29 protein-coding genes are annotated in these 24,673 nt (G+C 61.0%); 12 read left to right on the forward strand and 17 right to left on the reverse strand.

Annotated features, from left to right (window positions below; all coding sequences use genetic code 11):
• Positions 1 to 52 precede the first annotated feature (52 nt).
• Positions 53 to 622, reverse strand: coding sequence for an elongation factor P (locus IHQ43_RS20515; RefSeq protein ID WP_007955690.1), 570 nt, complete (start codon positions 620 to 622; stop codon positions 53 to 55).
• Between the two features lie 48 nt (positions 623 to 670).
• On the reverse strand, positions 671 to 1,813 hold the full coding sequence (gene earP / locus IHQ43_RS20520; protein WP_192561912.1) for an elongation factor P maturation arginine rhamnosyltransferase EarP: 1,143 nt from the start codon (positions 1,811 to 1,813) through the stop codon (positions 671 to 673).
• Positions 1,814 to 1,937: 124 nt separating this feature from the next.
• Between earP and IHQ43_RS20525 the strand changes: the two genes are divergently transcribed.
• Together IHQ43_RS20525 and IHQ43_RS20530 are read left to right on the forward strand one after the other, a co-directional pair.
• Positions 1,938 to 2,345, forward strand: coding sequence for a hypothetical protein (locus tag IHQ43_RS20525; protein ID WP_192561913.1), 408 nt, complete (start codon positions 1,938 to 1,940; stop codon positions 2,343 to 2,345).
• A 2-nt stretch (positions 2,346 to 2,347) separates the two neighbouring features.
• Positions 2,348 to 2,830: a GreA/GreB family elongation factor gene (locus IHQ43_RS20530; RefSeq protein ID WP_085744974.1), complete on the forward strand. Its 483-nt coding sequence runs from the start codon at positions 2,348 to 2,350 to the stop codon at positions 2,828 to 2,830.
• 8 nt (positions 2,831 to 2,838) lie between these two features.
• On the opposite strand, the gene cysB is transcribed toward IHQ43_RS20530, so the two are convergent.
• The 5 genes from cysB to IHQ43_RS20555 form a co-directional block, all read right to left on the reverse strand.
• Positions 2,839 to 3,813 (reverse strand): HTH-type transcriptional regulator CysB, encoded by a 975-nt coding sequence (gene cysB, locus IHQ43_RS20535; RefSeq protein WP_085700020.1) that lies wholly within the window; start codon positions 3,811 to 3,813, stop codon positions 2,839 to 2,841.
• Between the two features lie 113 nt (positions 3,814 to 3,926).
• Positions 3,927 to 4,430 (reverse strand): universal stress protein, encoded by a 504-nt coding sequence (locus IHQ43_RS20540; protein ID WP_192561914.1) that lies wholly within the window; start codon positions 4,428 to 4,430, stop codon positions 3,927 to 3,929.
• 98 nt (positions 4,431 to 4,528) lie between these two features.
• Positions 4,529 to 5,434, reverse strand: coding sequence for a 5'-nucleotidase (locus IHQ43_RS20545; protein WP_007955682.1), 906 nt, complete (start codon positions 5,432 to 5,434; stop codon positions 4,529 to 4,531).
• Positions 5,435 to 5,457: 23 nt separating this feature from the next.
• Entirely contained in the window at positions 5,458 to 6,414 is a 957-nt protein-coding gene (locus IHQ43_RS20550; protein ID WP_192561915.1) for a putative 2-dehydropantoate 2-reductase, read from the reverse strand.
• Entirely contained in the window at positions 6,411 to 6,797 is a 387-nt protein-coding gene (locus tag IHQ43_RS20555; protein ID WP_192561916.1) for a thioredoxin family protein, read from the reverse strand. The genes IHQ43_RS20550 and IHQ43_RS20555 overlap by 4 nt, the downstream gene beginning before the upstream one ends.
• Here IHQ43_RS20555 and IHQ43_RS20560 point away from each other — a divergent pair.
• Positions 6,796 to 7,224 carry a PilZ domain-containing protein gene (locus tag IHQ43_RS20560; protein ID WP_192561917.1) on the forward strand — a complete coding sequence of 143 codons (429 nt, stop codon included), beginning with the start codon at positions 6,796 to 6,798 and terminating at the stop codon, positions 7,222 to 7,224. The two genes, IHQ43_RS20555 and IHQ43_RS20560, sit on opposite strands and share 2 nt — an antisense overlap.
• A 145-nt stretch (positions 7,225 to 7,369) precedes the next feature.
• Entirely contained in the window at positions 7,370 to 8,446 is a 1,077-nt protein-coding gene (locus IHQ43_RS20565) for a 3-deoxy-7-phosphoheptulonate synthase (protein ID WP_011335309.1), read from the forward strand.
• A 68-nt stretch (positions 8,447 to 8,514) separates the two neighbouring features.
• On the opposite strand, the gene IHQ43_RS20570 is transcribed toward IHQ43_RS20565, so the two are convergent.
• Positions 8,515 to 8,796: a GNAT family N-acetyltransferase gene (locus IHQ43_RS20570; RefSeq protein WP_007955658.1), complete on the reverse strand. Its 282-nt coding sequence runs from the start codon at positions 8,794 to 8,796 to the stop codon at positions 8,515 to 8,517.
• 637 nt (positions 8,797 to 9,433) lie between these two features.
• Between IHQ43_RS20570 and oprI the strand changes: the two genes are divergently transcribed.
• Positions 9,434 to 9,685: an outer membrane lipoprotei OprI gene (oprI, locus tag IHQ43_RS20575; RefSeq protein WP_003183784.1), complete on the forward strand. Its 252-nt coding sequence runs from the start codon at positions 9,434 to 9,436 to the stop codon at positions 9,683 to 9,685.
• A 122-nt stretch (positions 9,686 to 9,807) separates the two neighbouring features.
• On the opposite strand, the gene IHQ43_RS20580 is transcribed toward oprI, so the two are convergent.
• The 3 genes from IHQ43_RS20580 to IHQ43_RS20590 all read right to left on the reverse strand — a co-directional run bounded on the left by IHQ43_RS20580 (position 9,808) and on the right by IHQ43_RS20590 (position 11,846).
• A complete protein-coding gene (locus IHQ43_RS20580; protein ID WP_102686461.1) occupies positions 9,808 to 10,779 on the reverse strand; it encodes a L,D-transpeptidase family protein in 972 nt (323 codons plus the stop codon).
• A gap of 110 nt (positions 10,780 to 10,889) precedes the next feature.
• Entirely contained in the window at positions 10,890 to 11,183 is a 294-nt protein-coding gene (locus tag IHQ43_RS20585; protein WP_007955656.1) for a hypothetical protein, read from the reverse strand.
• Positions 11,184 to 11,240: 57 nt separating this feature from the next.
• On the reverse strand, positions 11,241 to 11,846 hold the full coding sequence (locus IHQ43_RS20590) for an arylesterase (RefSeq protein WP_192561918.1): 606 nt from the start codon (positions 11,844 to 11,846) through the stop codon (positions 11,241 to 11,243).
• Between the two features lie 10 nt (positions 11,847 to 11,856).
• On the opposite strand from IHQ43_RS20590, the gene IHQ43_RS20595 reads away from it, so the two are divergent.
• Genes IHQ43_RS20595 through greB form a run of 3 tightly spaced genes read left to right on the forward strand, consistent with a single transcriptional unit; the run spans position 11,857 to position 15,576 of the window.
• Positions 11,857 to 12,540: an ABC transporter ATP-binding protein gene (locus tag IHQ43_RS20595; protein WP_007955651.1), complete on the forward strand. Its 684-nt coding sequence runs from the start codon at positions 11,857 to 11,859 to the stop codon at positions 12,538 to 12,540.
• Entirely contained in the window at positions 12,540 to 15,044 is a 2,505-nt protein-coding gene (locus IHQ43_RS20600) for an ABC transporter permease (RefSeq protein ID WP_192561919.1), read from the forward strand. The genes IHQ43_RS20595 and IHQ43_RS20600 overlap by 1 nt, the downstream gene beginning before the upstream one ends.
• 34 nt (positions 15,045 to 15,078) lie before the next feature.
• Positions 15,079 to 15,576 carry a transcription elongation factor GreB gene (gene greB / locus IHQ43_RS20605; RefSeq protein ID WP_039770483.1) on the forward strand — a complete coding sequence of 166 codons (498 nt, stop codon included), beginning with the start codon at positions 15,079 to 15,081 and terminating at the stop codon, positions 15,574 to 15,576.
• A 3-nt stretch (positions 15,577 to 15,579) separates the two neighbouring features.
• On the opposite strand, the gene IHQ43_RS20610 is transcribed toward greB, so the two are convergent.
• The 3 genes from IHQ43_RS20610 to IHQ43_RS20620 all read right to left on the reverse strand — a co-directional run bounded on the left by IHQ43_RS20610 (position 15,580) and on the right by IHQ43_RS20620 (position 18,103).
• Positions 15,580 to 15,888 (reverse strand): hypothetical protein, encoded by a 309-nt coding sequence (locus IHQ43_RS20610; protein ID WP_085607170.1) that lies wholly within the window; start codon positions 15,886 to 15,888, stop codon positions 15,580 to 15,582.
• Between the two features lie 251 nt (positions 15,889 to 16,139).
• Positions 16,140 to 16,574, reverse strand: a complete 435-nt coding sequence (locus IHQ43_RS20615) for a DoxX family protein (RefSeq protein ID WP_007950955.1) — start codon at positions 16,572 to 16,574, stop codon at positions 16,140 to 16,142.
• 107 nt (positions 16,575 to 16,681) lie between these two features.
• On the reverse strand, positions 16,682 to 18,103 hold the full coding sequence (locus IHQ43_RS20620; RefSeq protein ID WP_085607172.1) for an MltF family protein: 1,422 nt from the start codon (positions 18,101 to 18,103) through the stop codon (positions 16,682 to 16,684).
• A 236-nt stretch (positions 18,104 to 18,339) separates the two neighbouring features.
• On the opposite strand from IHQ43_RS20620, the gene IHQ43_RS20625 reads away from it, so the two are divergent.
• From IHQ43_RS20625 to IHQ43_RS20635, 3 genes are all read left to right on the forward strand, one after another.
• Positions 18,340 to 19,146: a TatD family hydrolase gene (locus IHQ43_RS20625; RefSeq protein ID WP_192561920.1), complete on the forward strand. Its 807-nt coding sequence runs from the start codon at positions 18,340 to 18,342 to the stop codon at positions 19,144 to 19,146.
• A 108-nt stretch (positions 19,147 to 19,254) separates the two neighbouring features.
• On the forward strand, positions 19,255 to 20,736 hold the full coding sequence (locus tag IHQ43_RS20630; protein ID WP_192561921.1) for a methyl-accepting chemotaxis protein: 1,482 nt from the start codon (positions 19,255 to 19,257) through the stop codon (positions 20,734 to 20,736).
• A 212-nt stretch (positions 20,737 to 20,948) separates the two neighbouring features.
• Positions 20,949 to 21,314: an Mpo1-like protein gene (locus IHQ43_RS20635; protein ID WP_085612198.1), complete on the forward strand. Its 366-nt coding sequence runs from the start codon at positions 20,949 to 20,951 to the stop codon at positions 21,312 to 21,314.
• A gap of 1 nt (position 21,315) precedes the next feature.
• On the opposite strand, the gene IHQ43_RS20640 is transcribed toward IHQ43_RS20635, so the two are convergent.
• The 3 genes from IHQ43_RS20640 to IHQ43_RS20650 all read right to left on the reverse strand — a co-directional run bounded on the left by IHQ43_RS20640 (position 21,316) and on the right by IHQ43_RS20650 (position 23,355).
• Entirely contained in the window at positions 21,316 to 22,110 is a 795-nt protein-coding gene (locus tag IHQ43_RS20640; RefSeq protein WP_192561922.1) for an acyl-CoA thioesterase, read from the reverse strand.
• A 121-nt stretch (positions 22,111 to 22,231) separates the two neighbouring features.
• Positions 22,232 to 22,999, reverse strand: a complete 768-nt coding sequence (locus IHQ43_RS20645; protein WP_192561923.1) for a CHAD domain-containing protein — start codon at positions 22,997 to 22,999, stop codon at positions 22,232 to 22,234.
• Between the two features lie 77 nt (positions 23,000 to 23,076).
• On the reverse strand, positions 23,077 to 23,355 hold the full coding sequence (locus IHQ43_RS20650) for a hypothetical protein (RefSeq protein ID WP_007950948.1): 279 nt from the start codon (positions 23,353 to 23,355) through the stop codon (positions 23,077 to 23,079).
• 217 nt (positions 23,356 to 23,572) lie between these two features.
• On the opposite strand from IHQ43_RS20650, the gene IHQ43_RS20655 reads away from it, so the two are divergent.
• A complete protein-coding gene (locus tag IHQ43_RS20655; RefSeq protein ID WP_007950947.1) occupies positions 23,573 to 24,610 on the forward strand; it encodes a patatin-like phospholipase family protein in 1,038 nt (345 codons plus the stop codon).
• Positions 24,611 to 24,673: the final 63 nt, after the last annotated feature.

Genomic DNA, 24,673 nt, shown 5'->3' on the forward strand with positions numbered 1-24,673 from the left:
CAAAAAAGCCCGACTCAATGGTCGGGCTTTTTCTTTGCGCAAAAAGCAGTGCTTATTTGGCACGGCCTTTGTAGGAACCGCCTTCGCGGGTATCGATCTCGATCATGTCGCCGATTTCGATGAAGTCGGCAACCGACAGCTCGGTACCGTTCTTCAGTTTGGCAGGCTTCATCACCTTGCCGGAAGTGTCGCCGCGAGCGGAACCTTCGGTGTAGTCAACCTGACGCACGATGGTGGTCGGCAGCTCTACGGAAACCAGACGGCCTTCGAAGAATACGGCTTCGCAAACGTCGGTCATGCCTTCTTCCACGAATGGCAGAACGCTTTCGATGTCTTCGGCGTTCAGCTCGTACATGGTGTAGTCGGTGGTGTCCATGAACGTGTAGGAGTCACCGCTGATGAAGGACAGGGTCGCTTCTTTGCGATCCAGGATCACGTCGTCCAGCTTGTCGTCCGCACCGTAAACGGTTTCGGTCTTGTAACCGGTCAGCAGGTTCTTCAGCTTGGTCTTCATGATCGCGCTGTTACGGCCCGATTTGGTGAATTCAGCTTTCTGAACCAGCCAAGGATCGTTGTCGATACGGATCACGGTACCGGGTTTGAGTTCTTTACCAGTTTTCATTGCGAATATCCGAATTTGGATGGGATTTACAAAAATCTAGGCCGCGTATCATATCCAATTTCGGTAAAACTGTACCAGCGCCGTCGCAAGATCCGCCTGCAAGGCCTGTTCCAGACACCACGCGCGAGCATTATCCTGTAGTTCGGGCCAGTGTTTACGGGCCTCCAGCCAGTGGTTGCCGATAGGCTGCCCGGCACTCCAGGCACGCCAGAGACCGTTCATCGCCTCGACGGCAGCGGGCGAAAGGCGTTTTGTGTAGAGCGCAAGAAAGGCATCCAGCTTGTCGAGATGGATGTCTTCGTCCTGCTGGTAGATGTGCCAGAGCATCGGCCGCCCCGCCCATTGCGCCCGGACAAACGAGTCCTCGCCGCGCACCGCGTTGAAATCGCAGCACCATAGCAATTGATCGTATTGATCCTGACGGACGAACGGCAGCACCTGTACGGTCAGCGACTGACGAACATGCGTCGCCCCGACCGCCAGCGACTCGACCTCGAGCCAACGGGCGACATCGCCAAGAATTCGTCCTTCCGGCACAAGAAGATGAGTGGGCGTCAAGTCAGCCGCGAGCACATCCAGCCAACTGGCGAGTCCGGCATTCTCGTAGGCAAACAGCGAAATCAGCTGCGCACCTGGCGCGGGAGCAATCCCCAGCCCCTGCAGGAATTGTCGCTGCGCCTCGGGATCCTGCTGAAACTGCTGACGCCGCTCCAGCAAACTGCTTTCACGCAACAAACCGCCAGTGCCCGGCTGGAATCCCGGAAAGAAAAAGTACTTCTGCACCGACTTGTACTTCACCGACGGCAGTCCGTGGCAACCGATCACCCAGTCTTCGGCACTGAGGTAGTCGAGGTTCATCCACAGCGGCGGCTTGTCCCGCGCGGCCATGGCATCCATGTAGACGCTCGGCAACTGGCAGGCAAACGCAGCGATCACCACGTCGGCCGCCTCCGCCTCCTGCCACTCGGCCGGCCAGTGCCGGACCTCTACGCCTTGCTGCCATTGCTGATCGAGGCCGATGTCGATTTCGGGGCAGATGCGTTCGAAAGCGCGCAGGTCATCGACCCACAGCCGCACCGCCATTGCCTGCTCGCTGACCAGTTGCCGGGCCAGACGCCAGGTCACGCCGATGTCGCCGTAGTTGTCGACGACCGTACAAAAAATGTCCCAGCGGGTGTTCAGTGGCGGCATTCAAGGCTCCCGTTGGCAAAAGCGCCGATTGTCCGCATAAATGTCTCCATGCAGAAGAGCCGACGGCAATTAATCTTCGTGCGACAATCGCCACTCGCCCGCATTCATCCGCCAGGAGGCAGCCATGCCCTATCGTCCCAACCCGCGTCGCCCGTTTCCTGTTCAGCTTAGCGCGCTGCAATTGATCGGCAGCATTGCCCTGGGTCTGTGGCTGGGTTTTCTGGCCATCGCGCTGACGTGCTGGTTCGCTTCACGCTTTGTCTTCACCGAACAGCTGGCGCCGGTCGCCCAGGCCGTGCAGCAACTGGCCAACCCGCCCGCCGTCCGAACGGTGCCGGACATTCCGCCGCAGAGTCCGCTGTTCGAGCAATACGAAGAAAACCTGCGCAAGAACGAACAGCAGGCACGCCTGGATCAGGCCCGTGGCAGTACACGGAATCTGTCGAACCCCAAATGCCAGTTCTGGCTGCAACAGGATCAGACGGCCCCGAGCGAAAAAAGCCGCGCCAACGTCCTGCAATTCTGCGATTGATCATGAATAAACAGATTGTTCACCAACTGATTCTCGACAAGCTGCGCGTCGATCTCGACATCGCCGAACGCGCGGCGCAAACCGCTTACGAAACCGCGACCCACGAAGAGAACATCGCCGAAAACAAGTACGACACCCTGGGACTTGAAGCCTCGTACCTGGCGGCGGGCCAGGCGAAACGGGTCGAGGAAATTCGTCAGTCACTGGCGCTGTGCCAGAACCTGACGCTGCGCGCGTATGACGATCAGCGAGGGATTGAAATCGGCGCCCTGCTCGGTCTGGAAGACGAAAAGGGGCGTGAACAATGGCTGTTTCTGGCGCCGGATGCGGCGGGCCTGAAGGTCGACGTGGTGGGTCAGCCGATTACCGTCATCACCCCGCGCTCGCCGCTGGGCAAAAGCCTGCTGGGCAAGTTTGAGGGTGACGAGGTGGAGATTCTGGTGGCGGGCACCCGGCAACAGTTCGCTGTCACCGAGGTGCTGTAGACAGGGATTTAGTGGACCGGCAGTTCGACGCCTTCGAACAGCTCTTCCAGTTCCTGCTTGTTGTGGCACTGAATGGCCTTGGCCATGACGTCGCGGGTCAGGTGCGGCGCGAACTTCTCGATGAAGTCGCACATGAAACCGCGCAGGAAAGTGCCGCGACGGAAACCGATCTTGGTCACGCTGGACTCGAACAGTTCGCTGGCATCGAGCACCACCAGGTCATTGTCGAGTTTGGTATCGACCGCCATTTTGGCCACGATGCCAACACCCAGACCCAGGCGTACGTAGGTTTTGATCACGTCGGCGTCAGCGGCGGTGAACACCACTTTCGGCGTCAGACCGCGATGGCTGAAGGCTTCGTCGAGTTTCGAACGGCCGGTAAAACCGAACACGTAGGTCACGATCGGGTATTCGGCCAGCGCTTCGAGGGTCAGCTTCGGCAGCTTGGTCAGCGGGTGGCCCTGAGGCACGACCACGCAACGGTTCCAGCGGTAGCACGGCATCATCACCAGATCGCCGAACAGCTCCAGCGCTTCGGTGGCGATGGCAAAATCGACGGTGCCGTCAGCGGCCATTTCGGCGATCTGCATCGGCGAGCCCTGGTGCATGTGCAGCGCCACGTCCGGGTACTGCTTGATGAAATTGCTGATCACCGGCGGCAGTGCATAACGCGCCTGGGTGTGGGTGGTGGCGATCGACAGGGTGCCTTTTTTCTCGTTGGAGAATTCCTGGGCAATCTGCTTGATGCTTTCGACCTTGCGCAGAATCTCGCCGGCGGTGGTGATGATGCGCTCGCCGGCCGGGGTGACGCGGGTCAGGTGCTTGCCGCTGCGAGCGAACACTTCGACGCCCAGTTCGTCTTCCAGCAGACGGATCTGTTTACTGATGCCCGGTTGCGAGGTGTAGAGGCTTTGGGCTGTAGCGGAAACGTTGAGGTCGTGGTGCGCCACTTCCCAGATGTAGCGCAATTGTTGAAGCTTCATATGAATCCCTCAAAGCAGGTAGACGCCACGGGCATCAGCGACGGTATATAACTATATTAATGGTTTGAAGAATAAATCTAGAACTTTTTTATCAAAGCGCCATTATTCCCGCTTCAGCGATCCTCCCGCCGCCGACGCTCCACCAGCGGTACCATATAAACCGGCACCCTGGCCAATTGCAGAACCCGGGCCGCCGTGCGTCCCAGCGGTGTGTCCGCGCCTACCCCGTGGCTGTGACTTCCTACGATCACCAAATCGACAGCGAGTTTCTGCACCTGATCGAGAATCACCTGTGACGGATCGCCCTGCAGCACCCGCACCGCGCGTATCCGCTGCAGATCCTGCTCGCCCTCGTCCCCCAGTTCTTCACGAAAACTGTCGAGCACCCGCTGCTCGATATTGGCGATGACGGTTTTCAGACCCTGACTGTGAAATTCGTTCAACGCCTGCTCGTCGAGATAGCTCTGCAACACCGATTCGGCAAACAGCCCCATGGGCTCCACCGCGTGCACCACGTACAGATCGGCATTGAACGTTCGCGCCATCGCCAGGGCATGCTGCATCACTAACGGTGCGTACAGACCGAGGTCAGTGGCATACAGCATCGAACGAATCATATGACCTCCTCGCGTGCCAACATGGCGGAGATTTGATTCAGCTTAGCAGTGCCTTGGCGAGTACGACGTGCGACGCAACGTCTTGAACCACGTGGGCTTTAGACTGCCGGTTCGTTGCTGATGCCGTGGGGCACGTGCCCCGTCGCCACGACTTCCCGGGCCAGCTCGCAGTGGCCCGCCTGATCGTCGAAAAACACGTCGGCGGCGAAGGCTTCGAGGAACGCCGATTTGGTCAGGCCACCGAGGAACAGCGATTCGTCCAGGCGAATGTCCCACTCGCGCAAGGTGCGGATCACCCGCTCGTGGGCCGGAGCCGAACGCGCGGTGACCAGTGCGGTGCGGATCGGGCACTCCTCGTCGGAGAACTCGCGCTGCAACAGATTGAGCGCCGCGAGAAAGCCCTTGAACGGCCCGCCGCGCAACGGTTCGCGGGCGGACTCACGCTCCTTGGCCTGGAAGGCTTCGAGGCCACCGGATTGATAGACGCGCTCCGATTCGTCGGAAAACAGCACCGCGTCACCGTCGAAAGCGATGCGCAATTCATCGCTGGCCGCACGGCTAGCGCCGCCGGACAGAATGGTCGCCGCCGCGAACCCGGCATCCAGCGCGGCGCGCACGTCTTCGGCATGGGTGGAGAGAAACAGATCGCAACCAAAGGCCTTCAGATACGGATAAGGACTGCGCCCGCCGACGAACGCCGCGCGGGAGATCGCCAGGCCGTAATGACCAATGGAATTGAAAACGCGCAAACCGGTGTCGGCGCTGTTGCGCGACACCAGAATCACCTCGACCCGGGCACGACCGAGACGACTGTTAAGGTTGAGCAGTTTTTCCACCAGCGGAAAGGCATCGCCCGGCGCAAGGATTTCGTCTTCGTGATCGATCTGATATTGCCGGTAGGCTTCGACGCCACTCGACTCATACACCTTGTGGCTTTCGCTCAGGTCAAACAGGGCACGGGACGAGATCGCCAGCACCAGTTTGTCATCGATGTTCTTGGCCATGCCTTTCCCCCAGTGCGACCGGCTTAAACGTTACGCCGGTCGATAAAGCTCAATGTGCGATACAACGATTCGATACGCGGCAACTCGCAGCCTGCCGCTTTTGCCGCCGCCAAAGGACGAGCGTAGATCGCCTCAAGTTCCAGCGGTCGTTTGTGCAGAAAGTCGTGGTACATGCTCGGCCAATAGTCCGGCATTTTCTCGGTCATCATGAACAGGTATTCGGCGTAACCGGACGGCATGTCGTGACCGCAGGCCCTGGCGCCCTGCACCACTTCAGCCATCAGCGCCTGAATCAAGGCGCGGCTGTCAGTGTCGGCCATCAACGGCGTGGTGCTGGCACCGAGCAACACCGAAAGCCCGTTATAGGGAATGTTCCACACCAGTTTCTGCCAGCGCGCCTGATGCAGGTTCAGCATCGCCTGGGAGTCGAGACCGGCTGCTCGGAACAGGCCGGCGCCCTCCTCGACGATTGCCATGCGCGCCGCGTCATCCATTGCCGGACCGCTGTGATAACCGACGTTCACCGCTCCCAGCGCCTGATGGGTGATCTGCCCCGGCCCTTCGCGGTGGACGCAGATCAGGCACAAGCCGCCCAACAAATGCAGGGAATCGGGCAGCAACGCCCGCAAGCTGTCTTCGACGTCGAGGCCGTTTTGCAGCACCAGCACTTTCGCGTCGGGCTTCGCTGCCTGAATGATCGACGGCGCCAGCCCGGCATTGCTGGTGGTCTTGGCGCCGACCAGCAGCCAGTCGCAGGGCGGCATGTCTTGCGCCGACGAATAGGCCTGCACCGGATTCAGCGTCAATGCGCCATGTACGGCACTGTCCACTTGCAAGCCGCGCTCGGCGACCGCGGAAAATTCACTGCGCAACAGAAAGTGCACATCGAACCCGGCCCGGGCCAGCATCACCCCGTAGAAACCTCCAATGGCGCCGGTGCCGATAATCCCCACCACCGGTTTATTCACTGCTCCCATCACGGCAACTCCTCTGCAATTCGACCCAGCGCCTGCGCCACGGCTGCGTTCAGCTCATCGACATTCAGGCGCGCGTGCACTGCCCCAAAGAACTCGCCGTCGCGCACCACAAACAACGCCGGCAAATGAAAGACCTGATAACGCTCGACCAGTCCGCCGTTGTCACCGGCATCGATCCAGCACACGCGATCGACGGCCAGATCAAGCCCCGGCAACACTTCGCGGGCATAGCGGCAACTGGCGCAGCCGACACTGGTGAAAATCACCAGCGAAACGCCGTTCATCGCCAGCAGCCGCTGGTCGGCGTCAAAATCGGTCAGCTGCGATTCGACCACTATACTGGGGGAAACAATGTCAAATGGCCGACACAGGGAGTCTGTGCTCATGGGACGGTTTATTCCTCATCCGGATGATGTGCCCGTCGAATTAACGTTGCTCAAACCTGAGTGCATTTCGCGGCAACAGCTGCACACTATCAGCCTCGGCGGCATCGCTTGCAATTACCATCGTGCCTGGCGTCATGGCACCGCCTTGCAGGTGCGCATGCCGACCATCAATGCCGATTTCGCCTATCCGGGCTATGTGGCCTGGTGCCTGCGCCGTAAAAAAGGTTATCTGGTGGGCATTGCGTTCACTGACGAACAGACGCTGTTCAGCGCGCGAATGGGTGAGCAGGTGTGTCAGATCGAGCGCTATTGCCGCATCAACGATGCCCACGATGATCTGCAGGATATCCAGGCGCGAGCGCTGCAATGGGTCGAGCAGCACGCCGAAGAATTCTCCCACGACAGCGTTCGCAAGGCTTTCGCGTAACCAGAGCTGGACTGAACAGTTACTTGCCCATTGTCTAGCAGGCGTCTAACGCGATAAGGTTCGGCTCCCCGACGCGCTTAAATCCGCTGTGCTCCGCCGCGCGGGGATCGCTGGCGGCCGGCACCCGTGACCTGACGAGTAAACGATGGCTGATTTACCGATCAACGACCTGAACGTCGCTTCCAACGAGACCCTGATCACTCCCGATCAGCTCAAGCGTGATATCCCTCTGAGCGACGCTGCCCTGCGCACCGTCACCAAGGGTCGCGAGGTCATCCGCAACATTCTCGATGGCACCGACCATCGTCTGTTCGTGGTGATCGGCCCCTGCTCGATCCACGACATCAAGGCTGCCCACGAATATGCCGATCGCCTGAAGGTGCTCGCGGCAGAAGTCTCGGACACCTTGTACCTGGTCATGCGCGTGTATTTCGAGAAGCCACGGACCACCGTCGGCTGGAAAGGCCTGATCAACGACCCGTACCTGGATGACTCGTTCAAGATCCAGGACGGTCTGCACATCGGTCGCCAGTTGCTGCTGGACCTGGCCGAAAAAGGCCTGCCGACTGCGACCGAAGCCCTCGACCCGATCTCCCCGCAGTACCTGCAGGACCTGATCAGCTGGTCGGCGATCGGCGCACGGACCACCGAATCCCAGACCCACCGCGAGATGGCTTCCGGCCTGTCCTCGGCGGTCGGCTTCAAGAACGGCACCGATGGCGGCCTGACTGTGGCGATCAACGCCCTGCAGTCGGTTTCCAGCCCGCACCGTTTCCTGGGCATCAACCAGGAAGGTGGCGTGTCGATCGTCACCACCAAGGGCAACGCCTACGGTCACGTGGTGCTGCGCGGTGGCAACGGCAAGCCGAACTACGATTCGGTCAGCGTCGCCCTGTGCGAGCAGGCGCTGAACAAGGCGAAGATCAAGCCGAACATCATGGTCGATTGCAGCCACGCCAACTCCAACAAGGATCCGGCCCTGCAACCGCTGGTGATGGAGAACGTCGCCAACCAGATCCTCGAAGGCAACCAGTCGATCATCGGCCTGATGGTCGAGAGTCACCTGAACTGGGGCTGCCAGGCCATCCCGAAAGACCTCGCCGATCTGCAGTACGGCGTGTCGATCACCGATGCCTGCATCGACTGGTCCGCAACCGAAAACACCTTGCGCAGCATGCACGCCAAGCTCAAGGATGTACTGCCAAAACGTCAGCGCGGCTGACAGCCGTTTCGCAGGCATAAAAAAACGCCGGGCATTGCCCGGCGTTTTTATGTGTGCGGTGAGGTCAGTCAGATCTTGGCGGTACGCCGCTGATGACGCTCCATGTAGCGCTCCACGTAGGAGCACGATGGAATGACCGTGTAGCCCATTTCATCGGCGTACTGCAACGCCCGTTCGGTCAGGGCTGCTGCGATGCCTCGGCCACGCAAGGCGTTGGGCACGAAGGTGCGGTAGATATCCAGGGTCTGTTTCCCCAGATCCATATAGGTCAGGTAGGCACGATGACCGTCCACATTGGTCTCGAACTGATGACCAGCCTGGTCATGGTGGATGGACAACGCCTCGCTCATCACTACTCCTCGCGGGTCTCGAATTCTGACCCCTACCTTACCGATGTTTTCCCGGCGAAGGAACATCTACGCCACCCCGTGCCTGATGGACACCGAGAAGAACTGCACCGATCTCGCGCAACCCGAGCACGTATCAAATAGTAGGCACCATTGGCGAAAATGCTCAAGGTACGCTCGTCAACATGCGGATTGACGGGGCAGTTCCGGTGGACTCAGGGCCGGTTCGGGAGACGATCTTCCCGAGCCGAAAGGCTGAACATCGCCGGATGTTGAGACTTAAGACGAGCCCCCTGTTTTAAAGTCACCTCAACATGGACAAAGATATGCGAGGCGCTGCGCAAATTCGCAACAAAAGTGTGGACGAATCCATATAGACAGACTTTGGCCACTACCTGCAAAACAACCCGCGGCAACGGGAACTTTTTCTCAATAACTCGCTCATCTCGCGGCTTCCAGCTGGATATTTTTTATACAACGCAGTTAAAAGTTGCTCGAAAAAGAATCAACGCCTACAATTTTTTTTGCTTCTTGCCTCACGTCAGTTTACTTACTACAAGTAATGGGTAGTATGTACGCCGGCTATTTCCTCAATCGGAGGAGACAGCCACTTAATTGAAAGTCCTTGAAGGGGAACACGATGAACAACGTTCTGAAATTCTCTGCTCTGGCTCTGGCCGCAGTTCTGGCTACCGGTTGCAGCAGCGCATCGAAAGAAACCGAAGCACGTCTGACCGCTACTGAAGACGCAGCTGCTCGCTCCCAGGCTCGTGCAGACGAAGCTTACCGTAAAGCTGATGAAGCTCTGGCTGCTGCTCAAAAAGCACAACAGACTGCTGACGAAGCTAACGAGCGTGCTCTGCGCATGCTGGAAAAAGCTAGCCGCAAGTAATAGTCCTTCGGGATTGTTATCAAGCCGACCCATTTTTTGGGTCGGCTTTTTTGTGCCTGCAGTTTCTGCGGGCAATAAAAAACCCGCCGCTGCGCAAGCCTCGGCGGGTTTTGTCTTTCAGCTTATTGCTGCAGGTCGATCGGTGCGCTGGAGACCATCGGTGCCGAGGTGCTCGGTGTGCCGATTTCGGTTGGCAGGCCATCTTCGGCCGCCACCACATCACGCACCACATCCCAGTCCATGCGCAGGTTGTTGGTGATGTCTTCACGCTTGAGCATCGCGTTGATCACCGCGGTGTGCTTGTCGACCACCGACGGGTTGCCCTTGTCGTCGATCGGCGTATGCGCTTCCAGGTAGATCTTGCCGCCACTGCGACCGAATTTGTACGCGTCGTTGAGGATTCGTACCGAAGTCCCCACCGGCACCATGCCGGCCATTTCCAGCACGTTGTTGTTGAACATGCGGAAGCAGCCGTGGCTGGTGCGCATGCCGATGCCGAACTTCTTGTTCGAGCCGTGGATCAGGTAGCCCGGCGTACCCAGGGTGAACTTGAACGGCCCCAGCGGGTTGTCCGGACCGGCCGGCACCACGTTCGGCAGCGGATCACCATCAGCGGCGTGTTCAGCCTTGATCGAGGCAGGCGGCGTCCAGGTCGGGTTCGGCGTCTTCGCGGTGATCGTGGTGTGCGCGATCGGCGAACCCCAGCCTTCACGACCGATACCCAGCGGGAAGGTGTACACCACGTTCCGGCCTTTCGGATAGTAGTAGAGGCGGTATTCAGCGAGGTTGATCACGATGCCTTCACGCGGGCCCGGCGGCAGGATGAAGCGGGTCGGCAGGACCACCTCGGTGCCGGCACCTGGCAGCCAGGCATCGACGCCCGGGTTGGCCGCGACCATTTCCGAATAGCCCAGATCGTAGGTGGTGCCCAGATCGGCAAAGGTATCTTCGTACTTGGCCTTGATGACCTGCACCTGGCCGATGATGTCCTCACCGGGTGGTGGCAGTGGAAACTCCAGTGCAGCAACGGGACCGGCCACACACAGGGCGGCAAGAGACAGGCAGCGGGTGACGGCAGGAAAACGCGGCAACATCCGGAGAATCCTTCGCAAGATCGACAAGGGTAATAAGAACGCGATTGTACACCGCGCCCAGGGAATTCGGGGAGATGCGCCGATGGACCGCGATATCGGCGAAAAGGGGCTCAGAGTTCGAAACGCAACTCGGGCCAGATCGGCGAGGTGCCGCGCTTCTGCGATTCGAGGATCGCCCGGCACAGCGAGCACAGGCGCTGATCCTGAAACACCCGGCGATCCACGCTGGACCAGCGCGGTTGTGCCGGCAGCAGACTGCCGCACAGGGTTCGGTCAGCCGAGCCACCGAGCTCCAGTTGACGGGTCACCAGATGCACTCGCACTTCCTGGCAGGCGAACAGATCCAGCTGTTCGTCAGGCTCGATCAGTTGATAGGCAAACAGGGACCAGGCAGAACGCGGCATCGGGGGCTCCAAATAAGGGGGCGCCACATTAGCCGAAAGCCTGCCGCTAGAAAAGCCTCATAGCAGCGGTTTTAGCGTCGGCCAGACATTTTCCAGCAACTTGCCCTGAGCCCCGGCCGCCGGGTGCAGACCGTCGGCCTGCATCAGGTCCGGATGCCCACCCACACCCTCGAGGAAAAACGGCACCAGCGGGATTTTTTTCTCCTCGGCGAGTTTGCCGTAGACCTCGGCAAAGGCATCGGTGTAGCGCTTGCCGTAGTTGGGCGGCAATTGCATGCCGAGCAACAGCACCTTGGCACCGCTCTGACGGGAGCTGTCGATCATCGAAGCAAGATTTTGTTGCAATTGCGTCGGCGGCATTCCGCGCAGGCCATCGTTGCCGCCCAATTCGAGGATCACCAGTTCCGGTTTGTGCTCTGCAAGCAGCGCAGGCAGCCGTGCCTGGCCTCCGGCACTGGTGTCGCCACTGATGGACGCATTGACCACTTTGTCGTCAAAACCTTCGGTCTTGAGCCGCTGTTCGAGCAACGACACCCACCCCAGCCGGGTATCCAGCCCGAAACCGGCGCTGATACTATCGCCAACGATCAGGACTGTACCCGCCGCTGCGTTCTGGGCCATGCACATCAAGGCCAGGCCAGCACTCAAAAACCACACACGCATCGGATTCTCCATGGGCGCAAGCATTCTCACCGCGAAGAACCTTAGCAAAGTGGTTCCCAGCGCGGAAGGTGAACTGACCATCCTGCACGAACTCAGCCTGGAACTGAACAAGGGCGACAGCCTCGCCATCGTCGGCGCCTCCGGTTCCGGCAAATCCACCCTGCTCGGCCTGCTCGCCGGCCTCGACCTGCCGAGCAGCGGCGAAGTGACGCTCGCCGGACAAGGCCTGAGCAATCTCGACGAAGACCAGCGCGCGCGCATTCGCGCCGAACACGTGGGTTTCGTCTTTCAATCTTTCCAGCTGCTCGACAGCCTCAACGCGCTGGAAAATGTCATGCTGCCGCTGGAGCTCGACGGTCGCAAAGATGCCCGCAGCCGCGCCACCGAACTGCTGCAACGGGTCGGTCTCGGCCAGCGTCTGACGCACTCGCCGCGCCAGCTCTCCGGCGGTGAACAACAGCGCGTAGCGATTGCCCGGGCCTTCGCCGCCGAGCCGGACGTGCTGTTCGCCGACGAACCCACCGGCAATCTCGACAGCCACACCGGCGAGCGCATCAGCGACTTGCTGTTCGAGTTGAACAAGGAACGCGGCACCACCCTGGTGCTGGTGACCCACGACGAACGCCTGGCCCATCGTTGCCGGCGCCTGATCCGTCTTGAAGCCGGCCTGTTGGTCGCCCCTCTGGAGCCTTGATGGCACGTCTGCCGCTGTTGCGTCTGTTCAGTCTCGCCCTGCGCCAACTCATGCGCGATGCCCGCGCCGGTGAACTGCGGGTGCTGTTTTTCGCCTTGGTGGTAGCGGTGGCGGCGAGTACCGCGATCGGCTATTTCGGCGCCCGCCTCAACGGCGCGATGATGCTGCGCGCCACCGAGTTTCTCGGTGCCGACCTGTCGCTTGAAGGCAGTTCGCCGGCCCGCCCGGAACAGATCAGGAGCGGCACCGACCTGCGCCTGGATCATGCGCAGGTGGTGGAGTTTTCCAGCGTCATCGCCACGGACAACGGCATTCAGCTTTCCAGCATCAAAGCGGTCGACCGCGCCTATCCGCTACGCGGCGAACTGAAAAGCGCCCCCGCCCCGTACGCCACAGAGGTAGCCGGAGGAGAGCCGCAGCCCGGTGAGGCCTGGGTCGAAGCACGCCTGCTGACAGCGCTGGACCTGAAAATCGGCGACAGCATCGACGTCGGCATGAAGACGTTGAAACTGACGCGAGTGCTCACTTACGAGCCGGATCGCGCCGGCAACTTCTACAGCCTTACGCCACGGGTACTGATCAACCTCGACGACCTCGACGCAACCGGCGTGGTGCAACCCGGCAGCCGGGTGAGCTACCGCGAACTGTGGCGCGGTGAGCCGCAAGCGCTGGAAACCTATCGCCAGCTGATCAAACCGGGCCTCGCCGCCAACCAGCGGATTCAGGATGCCCGCGATGGCAACCGGCAGATCGGCGGCGCGCTGGGCAAGGCCGAACGCTATCTGAACATGGCCAGTCTGGTCGCCGTGCTTCTGGCCGGTGTCGCGGTGGCGTTGTCGGCCAACCGCTTCGCCAGCCGCCGTTTCGATGCCAGCGCCTTGCTGCGTTGCCTGGGCCTGTCGCGCCGGGAAACCCTGGTGCTGTTCAGTCTGCAACTGACGGTGCTCGGCCTGCTCGCCAGCCTCGGCGGCGCCCTGCTCGGCTGGCTCGCGCAATTGGGATTGTTTGCGCTGCTGCATGATCTGCTGCCGACCGACGTACCGCCGGGTGGCTTGCTGCCGGCGCTGGCCGGCATCGGCACCGGGCTGGTGGCGCTGGCCGGCTTCGCGCTGCCACCGCTCGCCGCGCTGGGCCGGGTGCCGCCGCTGCGGGTATTGCGCCGGGACATGCTGCCGATTCCCTCGAGCACCTGGATGGTCTATGGCGCAGCACTCGGTGCGCTCGGGCTGATCATGTGGCGCCTGAGCCTGGATCTGCTGCTGACCTTCGCCCTGCTCGGCGGCGGCGTGGTCGCGGCGCTGGTACTCGGCGGCTTGCTGCTGTTGCTGCTGCAAAGCCTGCGTCGCCTGCTCGCGCGCGCGTCCCTGCCGTGGCGTCTCGGGCTAGGTCAGTTGTTGCGCCATCCTTTGGCGGCCGCCGGCCAGTCATTGGCTTTCGGGCTGATCCTGCTGTCCATGGCTTTGATCGCCTTGCTGCGCGGCGAACTGCTCGACACCTGGCAAAACCAGTTGCCGAAAAACGCACCCAACTATTTCGCCCTGAACATCCTGCCGGCTGACAAACAGGCCTTCACCGATCACCTGATCAATGTCTCGGCCCAGGCCGCGCCGTTGTATCCGGTGGTACCGGGACGCCTGATCAGCATCAATGGCGAAGCGGTGCAGCAGATCGTCAGCAAGGATTCGGCCGGCGACCGCGCAATCCAGCGCGACCTGAGCCTGACCTGGGCTGCCGATCTTCCGGCGGGCAACAAGATCACTGCGGGTTCGTGGTGGGCCGGCCAACCTTCGGATGACGTTCCGGGCGTTTCTGTGGAAGGCAAGGTGGCCGAAAGCCTCAAGCTCAAACTGGGCGATCACATGGTGTTCAGCGTGGGCGGGGTCAATCGCGAAGCGAAGGTCACCAGCCTGCGGGAGATCAACTGGGACAACTTCCAGCCAAACTTCTTCATGATCTTCCAGCCCGGTACGTTGAAGGATCTACCGGCGACCTACCTGACCAGCTTCTATCTGGCCCCCGGTCACGATCAGCAGATTGTCGAGCTGTCGCGAGCATTTCCGGCGGTAACCATCCTGCAGGTCGAAGCCTTGCTCGAACAACTGCGCAGTATCCTCGCCCAGGTCACCCTGGCGGTGGAGTATGTTTTGTTGTTTGTGTTGGCGGCGGGGATGGCGGTGCTGTTTTCCGGGTTGCAGGCAACGCTGGATGAACGCATACGCCAGGGTGCGCTGTTGCGCGCGCTGGGTGCCGAGCGGCAGTTGCTGATCAAGGCGCGACGGATCGAGTTCGGCTTGCTCGGCGCGGTCAGCGGACTACTCGCGGCCATCGGTTCGGAAGTGGTGAGTCTGGTGCTGTATCGCTTCGCCTTCGACCTGCCGTGGCATCCCCATCCGTGGTTGCTGCTGTTGCCGTTGATCGGCGCGGCGCTGATCGGTGGCGCCGGGGTGTTCGGCACACGGCGTGCACTCAACGCCAGCCCGCTGACAGTGCTGCGCGAGGGTTGATAGACTCCAGCCCTCATTACCACAAGAAGTTGCCATGAGCCGTTATCGCCCTCCCCGCACCGCCGGTACCGCGCTGATCACCCCCGAAGGTGAAGCGCGGATGCGCGCCGAATTCCATGAGCTTTGGCATGTGCGCCGTCCGCAAGTGACGCAGTCGGTCAGCGAGGCGGCGGCTCAGGGTGATCGTTCGGAAAATGCCGAATACACCTACGGCAAGAAAATGCTGCGCGAGATCGACAGCCGCGTGCGTTTTCTCACCAAACGCCTTGAAGCGTTGAAAGTGGTCAGCGAAAAACCGAGCGATCCGAACAAGGTCTACTTCGGCGCCTGGGTGACCATCGAAGATGAGGACGGCAAACAGTCGCGCTATCGCATCGTCGGCCCGGACGAACTGGACCTGAAACTCGGCCTGATCAGCATCGACTCACCGCTGGCCCGCGCCCTGATCGGCAAGGCGCTGGATGCTGAAGTGCGGGTACAGACGCCGACCGGCGAACAGTTCGTCTATATCGTGGCGATCGAATATCCCTGACGCTCAACGCCGGGTGATCAGGCCCTGGCGTGCGACGCGGGTCAGTTGGCGAATCATTTCCGGCGCCTCTTCAAGGCTCGGGGCCTGAATGACGGCCAGATCGAAACTGTCATCGGCAAAACGCGCCAGCGATTCACCATCTTCGACAAACTGGATCAGGAATGCGGCAGGACCGCCGCTGCGGCGCGGCCAGCCATCGAGATAACGCAACAGCGTCGGCTGATGTTTTCCGCCAAGCAGGATTTTCGGGTTGCGCTGGGTGATGTGTGCCGTGATCGGCGCGGGACGTGCTGGAGGGCGTAGTGCATTCATCGTGTCGTGTCTCTGCCTCAAAAGTCTGCATGGCAGGTGAGAGGCAACACCGAACCAGCGCTTTAGCGGTATTTCGAAGCCCTGTTCCGGCTTCTGACGGCAACTGAAGAATAGTCACCTGGCGCCCCGCAAGTAGCTGTTTAAATCGGCGCATGAGCGGCATCCTAGAGAACGTGACCGGCCAGTGTCAAGAATCAGCCGCAACAAAAAAGGCCCGCACAATGCGGGCCTTTTGCTTGAGCCAGAGCCTTTTAACCGGCGATGGCGCGATCCACCGAGAGCTTGCCGGCGCCTTCGATCAGCACCGCGAGGCTGCCGCCGAGCAGGGCCAGAGCGAACTCGTAACCGTTGTTGGCCATGAACAGACCGTTGCTGATGTGCACGGTGAAGATCGCCACCAGCGACAGGAAGGTCAGACCCAGTGCCGCCGGGCGAACCAGCAGGCCGATGATCAGCGCCAGACCGGCGAAGAACTCGGTGCCGCCGGCGAGGGTCGCCATCAGGTAACCCGGGGTCAGGCCGATGCTTTCCATGTATTGCGCGGTGCCCGCCAGGCCGTAGCCACCGAACAGGCCAAAGAGTTTCTGCGAGCCGTGGGCGGCGAAGATCACGCCGACGGCAATGCGCAGGATGGTCAGACCGTAGCCGGCGCGGGTAAACAGAACCTTGTTGATCAGAGAGCTCATGTTGCGTTTCCTTGTTGTCAGAAGTGCTTGTTGGTTGGCCGCCATATTAATCAGTTAATTTCATGTTAAAAGCGCAAAAATTCCGCCATAACAATCAATTTATTAGATCATTTGCGTGAGACAACTTTCTGCCCCCGGGGCTCCAACGACTCCCGCTCCCGGTCGAACGCCAAGTAATACTTGTTCACGCTATTAACATAGCTGACGGCCCCCATTCCCACCTGCTCCATGGCGATGCGCTCGACCTGGAAGAACCACTGGTTCGGATTCAGGCCGCGACGCCGTGCCTCGGCACGCATGCCCTGCACCCGCTCCGGACCGATGTTGTACGCCGCCAGGGTGAACGCCATGCGCTCGCGCTCGTTGAGCTTGGGGCTGTTGAAGAACTTGCGGCGGATCATCGCCAGGTACTTGGCCCCGGCCTGCACATTCGCATCGAGATTCTGGATATTGTTGACACCGACCCGCTGCGCCGCGGACGGGGTGATCTGCATCAGCCCGGTCGGGCCGCTGCCGCTGCGCGCGTTGGGCTGCAGCGCCGACTCCTTGAAGGCCAGCGCCGCCAGGTTGAGCCAGTCCATGTTTTGCGCTTCGGCGTGCTTCTGCAGGGTCGGGCGCAGTTTTTCCAGGCGCTGACGATCGGCCTTGGCCAGCGGATAGTGCACTTGATACAGACGGCGGTAGATCCGCAGGAATGCCGCATCTTCGTTCGACGGTTTTTTGTAGCCGGTCAGGAAGCGGTCGATGCTGGCCCGCAACATCGACGCATCACGGCGCACGAACCAGTATTCCTCGCCCGGTTCGCTGATCATCACCTGACGGTCGAAACGCAGCTTGGGCAGGATCTTGCCCCAGCGCTCGGCAATCGGTTGCTCGACGATGGTCAGGTGGAAGATCCCGCCCTGAACCATCTCCAGCACATCCTCGACCGCCAGTGTCGGATCGACCCATTCGATCTTGATCGGCGCCAGTTTGTGCAGCGCCAGTTTCTGGTTGAGCTGGCTGACCGCCTCCCCCGCCGCACTGCCGGTGGGCAGCGCCAGGGTTTTGCCGGCCAGTTGCTCGACCTTGGTGTAGCGCTTTTCACCCTTGATGCCGACCAGCACCAGCGGCACGTTGCTGGCAATCGGCTCGCTACTGGCGACCGCGTGACCCGGTTGCAGCTCGAGCAGTTCGCCCGGCGCCACCAGATCGCCTTCGCCGCGCTGCAACGCACCGAGCAATTGATCCTTGGCTTTGGGGATGATCTTGAGGGTGATTTCCTGGCCGTCGCGGGCATGGCCATTGAGGTATTGCTCGAAGGCGCGCAGCCGGTGGTATTCGATGCCGATCGCCTGGCCCTGGACTTCGCCGGAGCTGTTGCGGCTCTGATTGACCAGCACCCGCAATACGCGGCTGCTGCGGATTTCGGTCAGGTCACGAACCTTGGCGGCCGGCACGGCTTGCAGCGGCCCGGGCAGCCGCGCGACCGCCGTCATCGGCAGCAGCAGCGAACCACACAGCAGAAGCAAAACCGAGGGACGAACCATCCACTCTCCGGAAAGAATACGGGGTGTTTTTACCGCTGAGCGGTCACAAAACACCGACGAAAACAGAGCGCCTGGAGCGCTGATAAAGTGCGAGAGACTGGCACAATGATGGCAACTCTGCCAGCCCAGCCTGCCTCGCGGCCTCAACAGACAGCCATAAGCCGTTGTAGTTCTTGGCTTTTCTTATAAATCTACAGCTCTGATATGCTTTCCGGCCTTCGGCCCGAGGTAGCACCATGCAACTCATCGATATCGGCGTCAACCTGACCAACCCCAGTTTCGCCGACAAACACCAGGCCGTGCTCGACCGCGCCTATGCTGCCGGGGTTTGCCAACTGGTGCTGACCGGCACCAGCGTCGAAGGCAGCGAACAGGCGCTGGAGCTGTGCCAGCAACTGGATCCGGACGGCCAGCGACTATTCGCCACCGCCGGCATTCACCCGCATTCGGCCAGCGACTGGAACGCCGACAGCGCGCGGCGTCTGCGCAGTCTGTTGCAGGAATCAAACGTGGTAGCGGTGGGCGAATGCGGGCTGGATTTCAACCGCGATTTCTCGCCGCGCCCGCAGCAGGAAAAGGTCCTCGAAGAACATCTGGCGCTGGCTGCCGAACTGCAATTGCCGGTGTTCCTGCACGAACGTGACGCGAGCCAACGACTGCTGGAAATTCTGCGCGACTTCCGCGACCGATTGCCCGCCGCGGTGGTGCATTGCTTCACCGGCGAGCAGAAAGCGCTGTTCAGTTACCTCGATCTGGATCTGCACATCGGCATCACCGGCTGGATCTGCGATGAGCGTCGTGGCACCCATTTGCATCCGCTGGTGAAGGAAATCAAACGCGGTCGCCTGATGCTGGAAAGCGATGCGCCGTATCTGCTTCCACGCACACTGCGGCCAAAGCCGAAGAACGGCCGCAACGAGCCGGCATATCTCACTGAAGTGTTGCGCGAAGTGGCATTGCATCGGGGCGAAACCGAAGCAGATCTGGCAGCCCACACTACCGCGTGCGCCCGAACGTTCTACGGTTTACCTACCCTGCCCTGACAGAGGCAGATGTATCACTTGTTGATGCACATCAAGATCCGGACACCTGCGTAGCGGCACAATAATGGCACCTTGCCAAAACTGTTTCCGCTATCAGAGAAGACCTCCATGGGTGCCTGGCTTAGCAATATCTCGCTGAAATACAAATTCTGGGCGGTCAACGCGGTCGCCTTTGTCACCACACTGTTGCTGGTGCTGTACGCCGTGCAGCTCGAGCAACAGGCCCGCAGTCATGCCGCGCAAACATCGGCCCAGGCCCAGGCGCAGTTGCTCAAGGCCTGGCCGGCCGGGCAAGCGCTGCCCAAATCCGATCAGGTGCTGACCTTCAAACGCGGGGAAGCGCCGCGCCTCAACGATCAGCCGCTGCTGGAGATCACCGACAGCAACGGCTGGATCGAGATCAGTCACTTGCCGTTGTTCGGCGAAAACCCGCTGCTCGGCGCCGAGGTCTTCAGCCGTGCCGATGGTCAGCAGGTCGCCGTGATCGCCTACGCCCCCAGCCTCAGGCAGGTGTTCAGTGAGCGTTTCGCCAACTATGCGGTGGCGGTGTTCATCCTGATGCTGGCGATGCTTGGCGCTTCACAGTTGCTGATCCGCTTCCTGCTCAGCCAGCTCAACACCCTCAAGGACGTGATGCTGCACGTGGAGAAAACCGGCGACCTCGCCGCCCGGGTGCCGCTGGCCTGCAAGGATGAAGTCGGGCAGATGGCCAACGCGTTCAACGCGATGCAGGCCGGTTATCAGCGAGTGGTGACCACCGTGGCCAGCACCGCGCGGCAACTGGACGTCGGTGCCGCAAGGCTGGCATCGAGCATGAACGAAGTGCGCCACGGCATGCTCGGCCAGCAGAGTGAAACCGATCAGGCCGCCACGGCGATCAACGAAATGACTGCCACCGTCTACCACATCGCCCAGCACGCCGGCGCCACTCGCGATCTGTCGCAGACCGCCGATGGCCTGGCCGGCAGCGGCCAGCAAGTGGTGAGCCGTGTCCAGCATTCGATTGCCGGGCTGTCCAGCGGCGTGCAGCAAACCGCCGAGATGATCCAGCGTCTGGCCGAGGACAGTCAGAAGATCAACGGCGTGGTCAGCGTGATTCACAGCATCGCCGAACAGACCAATCTGCTGGCGCTCAACGCTGCCATCGAAGCGGCTCGCGCCGGGGAAATGGGTCGCGGGTTTGCAGTGGTCGCCGACGAGGTGCGCAATCTCGCCAAACGTGTGCAGACCTCCACCGATGAAATCACCACCATGGTGTCGGCGTTGCAGGCCGGTACCCGTGACGCGGTGGACTTCATGCAGGAGAGTTCGTACAAGGCCGACGACTGCGTGCAGCAGGCGCAAGAGGCCGGCGAAGCACTGGCGGAAATCACCGGGGCGGTGGCGCAGATGCGCGAGAGCAACACGCAGATTGCGGTGGCGGCGGAACAACAGAGTCAGGTTGCCGAAGAGATGAACCGCGCGGTGGTGAGCATTCGTGATGTCACCGAAAACACCGTGCAACAGACCGTGGATTCGGCGACCACCAGTAACGAGTTGGCGACGCTGGCCGGGGAACTCAACAAGGCGATTGGGCAGTTGAAACTTTAAGGGCCTCATCGCGGGCAAGCCCGCTCCCACAGTAGACTCAGCGGCGTTCACAATCCCGTGTGGGAGCGGGCTTGTCCGCGATGGCGTCAGCAGAAACAGCATCAAATAAGACCATTGTGCCTATCACTTCAATAGCCAACCTTGATTCGCCGCCCTCGCTGCCCGGACCTATTCTTCAACCATGTACCAAACATGGATCGAGGAGCAGCAACATGGGCAAACGTCACCCCAACCTTCCCGCGTGGCAATGGCGCGCGTACCCGAACAACCATCAGCACCCGACCAATCTGGTGCTGCACCTGATTGCCGTGCCGCTGTTCATTGTCGCGTTTCTGTTGATCGTCTCGGGTGTGTTCAGCCTGAGTCTGGCCAGCGTGGCGATCGGCGTGATCGGCGTCATCGCGGCGCTGGGTCTGCAGCGCCACGGACACAGCCTGGAGGCGCAAGCCTCCGAGCCGTTCAGTGATCGCAAGGACGCCGTCTCGCGTCTGCTGGTCGAGCAGTTCCTGACGTTTCCGCGGTTCTTCCTCAGTGGCGGCTGGTTCCGCGCCTGGCGTGAACGTCACCGTCGGCACTGAGTCAGGCGAAGATCGTCACCGTCTGCCGACTCATGGCAATCAGTTCACCCTTAGCGCTCCACAGCTTGGCCGCGACATGGCCGTAACCGTCGGCCGCATACTCGATGTCCGCCAGGTATTGGCAAAAATCCAGCGTACTCAAATCCCGTAACGGCTGAACGAATTCGATGGTCCAGGTCAGCGTACTGCCCGGTGCCGGCTTCTTCAGATACGGCAACAGCGCGGGCGGCCAGGCATCGACCAGCGCCAGCAGGTGCGCCTCGTTGACCGGTTCCTCTTTCACATCCCCACGCAAACGCACCCAGCCGCCCATCAGCCGCGATTGAGTGCCGGTGAACGGCATGCCGCCGACACTCCAGCGCATCGCCAGATGACGCATGAACTCCGGGGTCACGCCTTTGATGTACGGCAGTTCCTGGCAGTCGTTCCAGTGTTTCATCTCGGGCGCGGGATAGGCTTCAACCGCCACTTCCGACGAGCGAGAAGCCCCGAAGCTGCCTTGCACCATCGTCACCACCTGACCGTTCTGCACCGCACGGCCCAGCACCTGGCTGACTGCCTTGCCTTCGCGCAGTACCTCGACCTCAAAGCTCACCGGTACTTCGGGCTCGACCGGGCCGACAAAGGTGATCGCCAGCGAACGTACCGGGCGATCGACCGGAACCTTGGTGCGCATCACTTCAAATTGCAGCGCGGCCACCAACCCGCCAAAACTGGCCCGGCCCTGTCCCCACTCCGCCGGAATCGTGACCTCCGGTTGACGACGGACAGCATCGATCAGATCGCAAAAGCGCATGGGAACCTCGGACACGAAAAAGGGAATGACCGGATCTTAACCAGCGCGGCAGAGCGGCGCAGCGTCCATTCCGGTCAAAGAGACTGACAGATAAGACAGCGGTGCTGCGCGCCAGCGGGTTTCAGGACTTGAAGCAGGCCGCGCTGAGTTTTTCCAGCACCCGGTCGGCCTTGCTTTCGGCCTGGATCATGGTCGCCTGCCAGGTGGCGACGCAGGGTTGCAGATCCGGTTCCTGTTCGGCGCGGGCCAGCCATTGCCAGCAATCGTGCCAGTCACCGAGGGCACCCTGTGCAGACTTCAAACGAGGTAATGCGGCTTCCGGCAGACGATCCAGTTCAGGGTAGGCCTCGATACCGTAGCGCACGCGCTTGATCAGCAGGCGCAGGCGATGGCGGTCGTGGGCCGGGTCGTGCAGCGCCACGTCGAGGTTCTTCCATTGCTTGCCCAGGCGTTTTTCGATGCGCTTGTCCAGGCTCTTGAGCAATCCCTGACGCTGGGAGGCTCGCAGAAAACGCGGAAAGGCGTCGAGGATCATCAGCAGCGACGCCACTTCGGCGCTGGCCGCCAGCGTCGGGTAGGCCTCGGCCATCTGCGCCATGCGGCGTTGCGCGGCTTCGGGCTGACCATGTTCGAGCAGATACGCCGCCAGCACCTCGCGGTCGCGCCATGGCGTGGTCAGTTGCCCCACCGCAGCCGCCGCATCTTCCAGCTGCTCGACACCGGGCAAACCACGCAACGGTCGCAGCAGGCTGCGCAAGCGGCGTACGGTGGTGCGCAGATCGTGCAGCGCCTCAGGATCAGTCCGGGCGGTCAAACGTGCCTGACAGGCCAGCAGCCTGACTTCCAGGCTCAAGACATGAGCCACCAACCGATCGACCAACGCAGACATTACTTGCTCCTGAATTCAATGGCGCTGCATGAGTGTGCACCTGCGCAAGTGACTTGCCCTTGCGCCACGTCAGCAGCTTAGCGCCCGGCGCGGGATTCGCGAATGTAGAAGCGCGCTTTTTCGGCTTTCTTGGTGCAGCCCTCGAAGCCCTCGAATTGCTGTTGGGTCTTGGCCGCCGTCAACAGCGACAGCGCCTTGGAATAGCTGACGGTGCCGGCAAATCCTTCGGCTTTCGCCAGATCCAGTTCATGCCACGCCGCGTCGAGCTGGCTGCCGCAGCTGTCGCGGTAAGCGGTCTTGCCGGCGCAACCGGCCAATGCCAGGGCCATCAACGGCACACAGATCCAGGCTTTCATCACTCACACCTCAAAAATAGGTCAACAGTCGTGCAGGTAAGACGGTGCGGCAGCAAAAAAGTGCCTTGTGTCCCGCAATTGCGCCGCACTGCAAAAGATAACGCCGACGGGTCATGAAGTATCGAAAAAACGACGCCATCGCCGCCCCGAGCGACCCTGCCGATTGTCGCCCGCCCCTTGATGGGTGCATTGTGGAACCTTGCCGGGAGGAAGTCGGATGAAAAAGCGTGTCGCACTGGTGCTGGGCTCCGGTGGCGCCCGGGGCTATGCCCATATCGGGGTCATTGAAGAGATCGAACGACGGGGCTATGACATCAGTTGTATTGCCGGCTGTTCAATGGGGGCCGTGGTCGGCGGGATTTACGCCGCCGGCAAGCTCGACGAGTACCGCAACTGGATCGAAAGCCTGGATTACCTCGACGTGCTGCGCCTGGTGGACGTCAGCTTCCGTCTCGGTGCGATCCGTGGCGAAAAAGTCTTCGGTCAGATCCGCAAGATCGTCGGCGAGATCAACATCGAAGACCTGCGTATTCCCTACACCGCGGTGGCCGCCGACCTCACCAATCAACAGGAAATCTGGTTTCAGGAAGGCTGCCTGCATCAGGCGATGCGGGCCTCGGCGGCGATCCCCAGCCTGTTCACCCCGGTGATGCAGGGCAACCGGATGCTGGTGGACGGCGGCATTCTCAACCCGTTGCCGATCGTGCCGGTGGTGTCGAGCCATTGCGACCTGATCATCGCGGTCAATCTCAACTCGACCAACCAGCGTCATTACAAACTGCCGGTGATCCAGCGCCCCGCCGCGTTCCGTACGCGCTTCGACAGCCTGATCAGTTCGCTGGGTTCGAAGATGCCGTTCCGCCGCAAACAGGCCGAGCAATTGCTGATGCTGGAACAGGAAGCGCTGCGTGCCGAGGCGGCGGACATCAATCCCTGGGTCGAAGGCGCCGAACCGGAAACCCAGCAACCGGCCGCCGCCCCTGAACGCGACGGCGCCCCGAAGTCTGCCACCGGTTCGTTCATCATCGATAACGTCGGGCCGGCGTCATTGCTCGACCTGATCAACCAGAGTTTCGAGGTGATGCAGACCTCGCTGGCGCAGTACAAGATTGCTGGCTATCCGCCGGACATCCTGATCAACGTGCCGAAGCGAGTGTGCCGGTTCTTTGAGTTCTACAAGGCGCCTGAATTGATCGCGCTGGGTCGCGAGATCGCCCGGGATACCCTGGATCGCTACGAGAGCGAACAGAACTGAGTTAGCGTGAATGCCGCGCGAACGGCTCCGGGAGCAGGTGTCAGCTCCCGGAGCCAACCGTAG

This window comes from Pseudomonas gozinkensis (assembly GCF_014863585.1).
GTDB classification, from domain to species: domain Bacteria; phylum Pseudomonadota; class Gammaproteobacteria; order Pseudomonadales; family Pseudomonadaceae; genus Aquipseudomonas; species Aquipseudomonas gozinkensis.